Annotated in this window: 5 protein-coding genes; 2 read left to right on the top strand and 3 right to left on the bottom strand. The window is 55.1% G+C overall.

The annotated features are described in order from the left end of the window. Window positions 1-257, top strand: a 257-nt coding sequence (locus tag G465_RS0112075; protein ID WP_027405442.1) for an RNA-guided endonuclease InsQ/TnpB family protein, incomplete at its 5' end; no start/stop codon positions are given. Window positions 258-404: 147 nt separating this feature from the next. Here the strand turns inward: G465_RS0112075 and G465_RS0112070 are convergent. Then, the gene (locus tag G465_RS0112070) at window positions 405-2,789 is read right to left on the bottom strand and encodes a hybrid sensor histidine kinase/response regulator (protein ID WP_022654706.1); all 2,385 of its coding nucleotides are present in this window, start codon (window positions 2,787-2,789) and stop codon (window positions 405-407) included. Beyond that, the gene (locus G465_RS0112065) at window positions 2,786-3,559 is read right to left on the bottom strand and encodes a response regulator transcription factor (protein ID WP_022654705.1); all 774 of its coding nucleotides are present in this window, start codon (window positions 3,557-3,559) and stop codon (window positions 2,786-2,788) included. Before G465_RS0112065 ends, G465_RS0112070 begins: the two co-directional genes overlap by 4 nt. On the opposite strand from G465_RS0112065, the gene G465_RS16100 reads away from it, so the two are divergent. Next, window positions 3,558-7,877: an ELWxxDGT repeat protein gene (locus tag G465_RS16100; RefSeq protein ID WP_022654704.1), complete on the top strand. Its 4,320-nt coding sequence runs from the start codon at window positions 3,558-3,560 to the stop codon at window positions 7,875-7,877. The genes G465_RS0112065 and G465_RS16100 overlap by 2 nt on opposite strands. Window positions 7,878-7,930: 53 nt before the next feature. On the opposite strand, the gene G465_RS14670 is transcribed toward G465_RS16100, so the two are convergent. Further along, a partial coding sequence (locus tag G465_RS14670) for an RNA-guided endonuclease InsQ/TnpB family protein (protein ID WP_022654703.1) occupies window positions 7,931-8,230 on the bottom strand: 300 nt, incomplete at its 5' end.

Below are 8,230 nucleotides of genomic sequence, written 5' to 3'. Positions count from 1 at the left end.
AAGCTATCCTCGATCAAGGCTGGAGCGAGTTCCGTCGCCAACTGGATTACAAACTAGCGTGGAACGGTGGTCATCTCATCGCCGTACCGCCACAAAACACCAGCCGCACTTGCCCAAGCTGCGGTCATGTGTCAGCAAACAACCGCCAAACTCAGGCTAAATTTGCTTGTGTGCAATGCGGCTATGAAAACCACGCCGATGTTGTCGGTGCGATCAATGTTCTAAAACGCGGCCAAGCTATCTTAGCTGCCGCATAAGTCACAAAAAGGGTAGGACATACCCAGTTCGCCTGTGAAGTGAGTGGTGCAGCAAGACCGCCAGCAGCAGGAACCCGCCGAAGCGACTTTAGGCTGAGTTAGCCCAAAGCGCCGTAGGAATCCCCGCTCTTTAGGGCGGGGAGGATGTCAATCCAGAAGATCGTTAAGTATTTTGAGCAGTTTTTCCGGATGTGCCGGTTTCAGCATGATCGCGGCGAAATTGATATTCGTGGGATGGTCTGCCGGTGGTTTGGGTTGCGCAGCCGAACAGAGTATTGCCGGCACGGCCTGGTTACCCGCCTCATGAAGTGCACGCAACACATCCCAGCCGGTCATATCGGGCAGATACTGATCCAGCAAACACGCATCGAATCGTTGCTCACGGGCGATTTGTAAGGCTTCCATGCCATTACGTGCACGTAGAACATCGAAATCCGCTGTCCCCAGCACCTCGCATAAGTAGTCAAGCGCTGCTGGATTGTCGTCAACAACGAGCAGGGTCTTGCCTGCGCCAAACGCCTCCGGCAGCGTGAAGATATCGTCCGGTTGTGGCACATCGGTTTCATCGACAACAGGTAGTTTGACGCGAAACACAAACCGGCTGCCGAGATTGCTCTGACTGCTCACGGCCAACTCCGAACCCATCGCCAGCACGATATGACGGGCGATGCTAAGTCCCAGTCCATGACCCTCCGCACGCCTCACGTCTGAGCGTTCGAAGGGCAGAAAAATGCGTTCAAGATCAGCGGCCGGAATGCCCGTGCCGCTATCCTCCACCAAAAATTCCAGCTCGACGCAATCGGCCTGCTGACTCAAGACCCCCACGCCCAGCCGGATCGTCCCGCTGTAGGTAAATTTCCCCGCATTGCCCAGCAGATTGAGCAGCACCTGGCGCAAGCGTTTTCCGTCGAAAACAACGACAGGCGGCAAATCGTCGTCGAACTGGCGAATGAAGCGATTGCCATTCTGTACTGCCAGTAACTCACCTTGCGCAGCGACGCTATCGAGCCAATCGATGAAGTAGGTGGGAATGGGCACCAGTTCAAGCTGATCTAATTCACCGCGAGCGTATTCCACCAGATCATCGATCAATTCCAGCTGGTGCTGGGCACTGCGCAAAATGGCTTCCTGATGCTGTCCGACATCCTGCTGACTGCTAGCAGAAAATTGCCTGGCGCCATTGATGATGGTGGCCAGCGGTGCCCGCAGGTCATGGCTGAGGTAGGCAATCAGGCGACTTTGTGACTCGCGGGCCTGGCGCGTGTCGGTCAGTGCAGAATGCAGTTCCGCCGTACGTATCTCCACCGCTTCCTGCAATTTGGCTTCCTGCGCGGCACGTTCGGCCAGCAGGGCATTTTTTGCGGCGAACGCTGCCCGGCGCTCCATGATGATGCGGTCAACCGCTGCTGCCAGCAGAAAAAGATTGTTCAACAACATGCCAATGGGCAGCATGTAGCCCGCCATTCCCGCCGGCAGCCAGGCGCCGAGCATGGGCACCTGGCCAACGGAGCCCAACGCCAGCAGAAAGTAGGCCACCGCATAGTAGCGGGCGGCATGTACCCCCCGCATCGCCGCATACAGGCCAATCAGGACCATGATCGTGGTAATCGGGAAATGCAGGGGAAACGAGAGCTTTCGCCAGAAATCAATGTCGCCAAAAATCACGCCCGGCAACATCAGCCATTCCAGGGCCAGCAACAGCAACAGCAGCCGATCAATTCGGGGAAAATGCTGCCGTGTGCCCAGCAGGGCGCGCAAAAACAGCAGGTTCAAGCCGACCCCGATCGCCGCAAACAAGGCACCACCGCGCACGGTCAGGTCGACTGCCTGCGGCCACAGATGCAGAAGCGCATAGCCCTTGGCGTTGAACTCTCCCAGGAAAAAACTCGCCGTTGCCAAAGCGTTGAACAGGAAGATCCGGTCACGAAACAGCGCCAGCAGCACCGCACCGATCAGCGAAATCATCAAGAAACCGCCCAACAACAGGCCGTCGAACAAGCGTTTTCGACCTTCCTGGGCACGAAACTCCAGCGACTCCCAGAGGATTGGGGTAATGACTCGGGACTTTGGACCAGCAATACGCAGGTAAACAGTTGTAGTTTCCCCTGCCGCCAAGGTAATGGGAAAAACCGGCACAGCAGATGAAATTGGGCGCTGGCTGAAGGGAACGGTGACACCGGCGCGCAAGTGTTGTATCTGTGTTCCCATCGGGATGAAAAGCTGCACGTCCAGCAAGGTCGCGGGTTCCAGCACTAGCCAGCGCGTCAATACTTGCGCAGCATCATTTCGAATATCAAACCGTAACCAGATCGCCGATTGCGCCAGACTACCCCGCAATAACTCTGGGCGCACAGCAGAATCCCCTTTCTGCATCACTGCTTCGGTCCCCTGTGTACCACTTGTGTCTTCAAAAGCCAGCGCATGGGCCGACAAAGGAAACCGCAGTTGATCCGGCGAAAGGCGTAACTCCGTAGCCTGAAGCGGCAGGGCAAAAAAGAAAAAAAGCAGAAAAAACCAGTGACCGAGCTTCATGCTAGTTCGGGAGGCTGGCTCTGAATGGCCTGCCGATAATGGGTGGGTGTCATACCCATGCGCTTGCGAAAAGCCGTGGTGAAATTGGCACCCGTACCAAAACCTACCTGTGTGGCAATCTGCTCCACCCCCATGTCGGTTTTGGCCAGCAGGTCACGTCCTTGGCGGATTCGTTCCTCGCCAATGAAGGCCGACACGGTCAGACCCAGTCGCTCGCGGAAAATCTGGCCAAGACGTTTGTCATGGGTGCCCACCCGCTGGGCGATTTCGGGTATCGAGGGCAGCGCCTCCAGGTGTTCGCGGATTTCCCGCATGGCAGCTTCGAACAGGACATCATCCGGGTTCGTGCTTGGCGTCATGACGGCATCACGTTGCGGCCGGTATATGTCGCGCCGATTTAGATGAATCCGTACACGCGCCACGACTTCCGCAGCTAGCACAGGTTTGGCCACATAATCCACCCCGCCGAGCTGAAACCCACGGAGACGCTCTTCCGGTTCGTTCTTAGCAGTCAGAAAAATCACCGGAATATGTCGTGTCGCTGGATCAGCCTTCAACAGACGGCAGGCTGATAAGCCATCCATCAACGGCATGATCAAGTCCAGCAGTATCAGATCTGGTTGGGTCACTACAGCCCGTTGATAACCGGTACGACCATCGCTGGCCATGGACAGGCGAAACCCTTCTGCACGCAGTGTTGCCGACAATTGTTGTAGTTCCTGAACGGAATCATCGACTAGGAGGATATGAGGAGATGTGACCATTTTCATGGGGCTGAAAGTTTCAAAATTTGCCCATTATCAGGAATTATTAATCCCCTGTGGCAGTTTTCTGAATTGGCAAAGGATTCATCCGAATTGGCAAAAGCGTGGGCGGGCGACATATCCCAGAATCGATTTCCTCTTGTGGCCTCAGTGCGCTGAATTAGCCGCGCAACACCCCAGAACCGATCACCTACCCGCACATTTTCGTCAAGGAGTCTTTGCCATGTCCAGCTCTCGCTATTCACTAACGCCGAACCTTCCCACCAAAATTCTTGCCGCAACCGGTGATGTCACTGAAGTGCTGATCATCGACAGCCATCTCGACGGGCTGGCTGAAACGCTGGGCAAACTGCGGCCGGGGGTTGAAGTCTGGCAACTGGATGGCGGTGCCAGCGCACTCGATCAGGTCAGCAGCATCCTGGCCGGCTACCAGGGCCTGAGCGCGATTCACCTGATGTCCCATGGCCGCAGTGGCGAGATCCATCTGGGGACAGAAATTATTTCCGGCGATACGCTGGCCGAGCAGGGCGATATGTTTGGCCTCTGGGGCCGCGCCCTCAAGGCCGATGGCGATTTCCTGCTGTACGGTTGCGATATCGCCAGCGGCGAAGCCGGTTCCGCCTTCGTCACTGCCTTTGCCGCCGCCACCGGCGCCAACGTAGCCGCATCGGACGACCTGACCGGGGCGGGAGGGGATTGGCAACTGGAAACTACCCGTGGCCCAGTCAAAACAGCAACCTTGGCTGCGGCGGATTACAACGGAAACCTGGCCGCGCTGGTGCCAATGCTGGTCAAGGATATTCAAGCAGGCGCCGGAGGCTCGTACCCACGAAGTTTGATCGATGTGAATGGCACGCTGTTCTTTGTCGCCAACGACGGTACTGGTGCCGCATTGTGGAAAAGTGACGGCACCGAGTCAGGTACTGTCAAGGTCAGTGCTATTGGTGATTTTTATTATCCAACCAATGTCAATGGCACCCTTTATTTCCTGGGGGCAGATGCCAGCCATGGCTTCGAACTCTGGAAAAGTGATGGCACCTCGTCGGGTACCGTCATGGTCAAGGATATCAATCCCGCGGAAAATGAGTCGTCCTACCCCACAGGGATTGATTACCACGGCACCATGAAATTCATCAGTATCAACGATACAGTGTATTTCTCGGCCACAGACGAAAATGGTGATACCGAACTCTGGAAAAGTGATGGTACCGAGGCAGGTACCATTCGAGTCAAAGACATTAACACCAGCACCAGTTCATTTCCGGAAAATTTGACCATTTTCAACGGAGCGCTCTTTTTCAGCGCCATCGGTAATGGTATTGGCAGGAAACTCTGGAAAACTGACGGCACAGCAGATGGTACCGTCCTGATCGCGAATATCAATCCGGTGGTAATGGATGGTGTGGAGATCATAATGGGTCCATCTCCATCGAATTTTGTTACGTTTGGCGACGCCCTCTATTTCACTGCAAACGACGGTGCTCATGGCTACGAGCTGTGGAAGTACGACGGCAGCTCAGTCAGCTTGGTCAAGGACATCGCTTCCGGCACAAGTCATTCCAACCCAACTGACCTCGCTGTAGTCAATGGCAAACTGATTTTCAGGGCCGGCACCCCAGAAAATGGCGGGGAAATATGGGTGAGCGATGGGACTGCCGATGGCACCATGATGCTGAAGGAACTGGGCTTTGGCACTGCCAGTGCACCTATTTCTGGTTCTGGGTGGACCCCCGCAGGCAATAAGCTGTTTTTTACTGCCAGCGACAACAGTCTTAGTCTTCTCACTTCTGATCATGGCATGGAGTTATGGGTGAGTGATGGCACGGCAGATGGCACCCGCATGGTCAAGGACATCTTGCCTGGATCAAGCAGCTCCTACCCATCTAGCTTGGTCAATATTGACGGCACTGTGTATTTTTCCGCTAACGATGGCACCCATGGTTATGAAATATGGAAGAGCGATGGCACGGAAGCCGGTACGGTCATGTTGGAAGATATTCTGCCAGGGTCAGAGGGAGCCTGGCCGTCTTTATTCACCAAGTCAGGGGATACGATTTATTTCCAAGCTGCTGATTCAAAGTATGATTCTGAGCTCTGGAAACTGGGGGAAAGCAAGGATAGCGATTCAACCGTCACCAGCAGCGCGACGCTGACCGAGCCCACGACCTTGTCCACCACGGTGGCTTCCGCCGCAACGGCGGTAAGCCTGCTGGATTTCACCATCACCGACAAGGGGACGGCGGATGCTTCGGCCACGGTAGTCACGGCATTGAAGATGCAAACCGGCGGAACCGTCGATCCGAGCAAGCTGGTCTTCCTGCTCAGCGGCGCAGGTGTGAATAACGTTCAGGGAACCCTGGATGTCGAGACGGGAGAAGTCACCTTTGCCGGTTTGTCGATCTCAGTCGCCGATGGCGAAAATGAAACCTACACCATCAAGGCCTATGTCAATGATGACGGTGCGACGAATGACCTGGTTGATGGCCAAACCCTGACCCTAAGTCTCAATGCCTCCAACTTCACCATGGGTTCCGGTTCCGAAATGGCCGCATCCCAGAACGATGTCACCAATAGGACGGGCGCCGTTATCGACGTGCCGCCCCCAGCTCCCACGCCAACCCCAATACCCACTCCTGTGCCTACACCAGAGCCGACCCCAACACCGGTACCCACTCCCGTGCCCACGCCAGAGCCGACTCCCGTACCAACGCCAACACCAACTGGCACGTTTGACGGGGTGACGGTGAATGAAACGGTGCAGAGCGATGGAACTCGTGTGGTGACGATTCCTGTTGTCACAGATGAACGCCAAGACGATCCTACCACCGCCCAACAAACCCACGCGGATATTCCGGTGGTGAAAAACAGTGATGGCGAATCCGTATTGACAGTGAGTGTGCCGACTGGGGTGGGAATGAGTGTCGATGGTAAAGGCACGACATTGAGTAAAGACGATGCGATGGCTGAGTTAATCCGCCGCATTGAACAAAAAACCCCTGCCGGTTCGAGCATTCAGGAAGAGATGAAAGGCAATGGCTTTACCTTCCTCAATGCCTTGCCAGCCAATGAAAAACTGATTGTGCAAACCGTGGTGCCGACTGTGGCCACTAATACCACCACCGCACCAAACCAACCGCTGATTATCAGTGGTTCAAGTCGTGCCAGCGATGGCAAACAGGCGGTGGTGATTGATATCAGTCAGTTGCCAAAAGGGACAGTGATTCAAGTCGAGAATATCGACTTTATCGCCATCGTCGGTGAAGTTCGCGCCGTCGGTGGACAAGGGCAAAACGTGGCGGTCGGCGATAACCAAAAACAATTCATCGTGTTAGGTGCCGACGATGACACCATCTCCGGTGGCGGCGGTGATGATACCGTTGGTTCACTGGGCGGCAATGACACCATAAACGGTGACACCGGCAATGACACCGTCTATGGCGGTGCGGGTAATGACAGCTTAACTGGTGGTGCGGGCAATGACCGACTCAATGGCGGCTTTGGTAACGATACCGCCATCCAGAGTGGTACACAAACTGACTACACCATCAGTATTGACGGTCATACCGTGGTGCTGACGCACAACACCACCGGTGAAGTCGATCGTCTGTTGGACGTCGAACTGGTGAAATTCGACAGCGGCGACAACCTCACCATTCGTTATGGCGAAGTGTTTACCACTGAATATGATCCGAATGTGCTCAACGTCACCGCCAATCGCCAATTCACCGGCGGTGAGGGTAATGAGATGGGCTATTTGCCGATGGGCTTGGCCTTATATGTCGATGGCAGCAAGGGGCATGACGTCTTGCATCTCCTCGGCAAACGCAGTAACTACGCTCTCGAACGCGACGGCAATGCCCTCGAGATCACCCGTTACAGCGATGGCGCTATGTTTGACCTCAACAATGCCGAAACCCTCGCCTTCGACAGTCAAGAGGTGGTGATTCTGGCCAGAGATCGGGTTGAAGGCATCTTGGCGCGCATGGTGCAGGTCTATCTCAACCGTGATGCCACCGCTGCCGAATGGAAACTTGGCACCAAAGCAGTGGCCGACTATTACGACGGCTTGCTGCAACCACAAGAAGTGTTCGACTGGTTCAACGCCCGCAACACCGCCTTAGCCAAAATGGACAACGCCACCTATGTCCAAACCTTGTACCAAAATGCATACGGTCGCCAAGCCACCACCGCCGAACTGACCCCGCTGGTCAATAAGCTGGAGAAACAACTCATCACCCGCGACTGGCTCGCCGTTGACATCGCTGCCAGCAGCGAAGCCATTACCGCCATTGGAACGGTGATGCAGTTTGATGGTTGGGTGTAAATAGCTCAATTAGCGTAGCTATATGAGGGCAGACAGTTGACTTCCTCCCCGCCCTAAAGAGCGGGGATTCCTTCTGCAAGACGGCGAAGTCCCGCCGCGAGAATGTTTTTTGCCGCGTTGGTGTCGCGGTCGTGTACTGCACCGCATTCGTTGCAAATCCATTCTCTTATTCGCAAACTTGCCCTACCTTTCGGACTGCTGTTGGGGATTTCTCCGCAGCACGAGCATGTTTGGGTTGAAAACGCTTCGTTGATTTCCTCGAACACCACACATTGCCTCATGGCTTTGTACTTGAGTTGTGTTCTGAATGTTGTCCACGCGGCATCGTGCACAGATTTTGCCATCCGTGTTTG

This window comes from Aquaspirillum serpens DSM 68 (genome assembly GCF_000420525.1).
GTDB lineage: Bacteria > Pseudomonadota > Gammaproteobacteria > Burkholderiales > Aquaspirillaceae > Aquaspirillum > Aquaspirillum serpens.
Note: the sequence above shows the minus strand (reverse complement) of the source record. Positions and strands in the feature narration are given on the sequence as shown.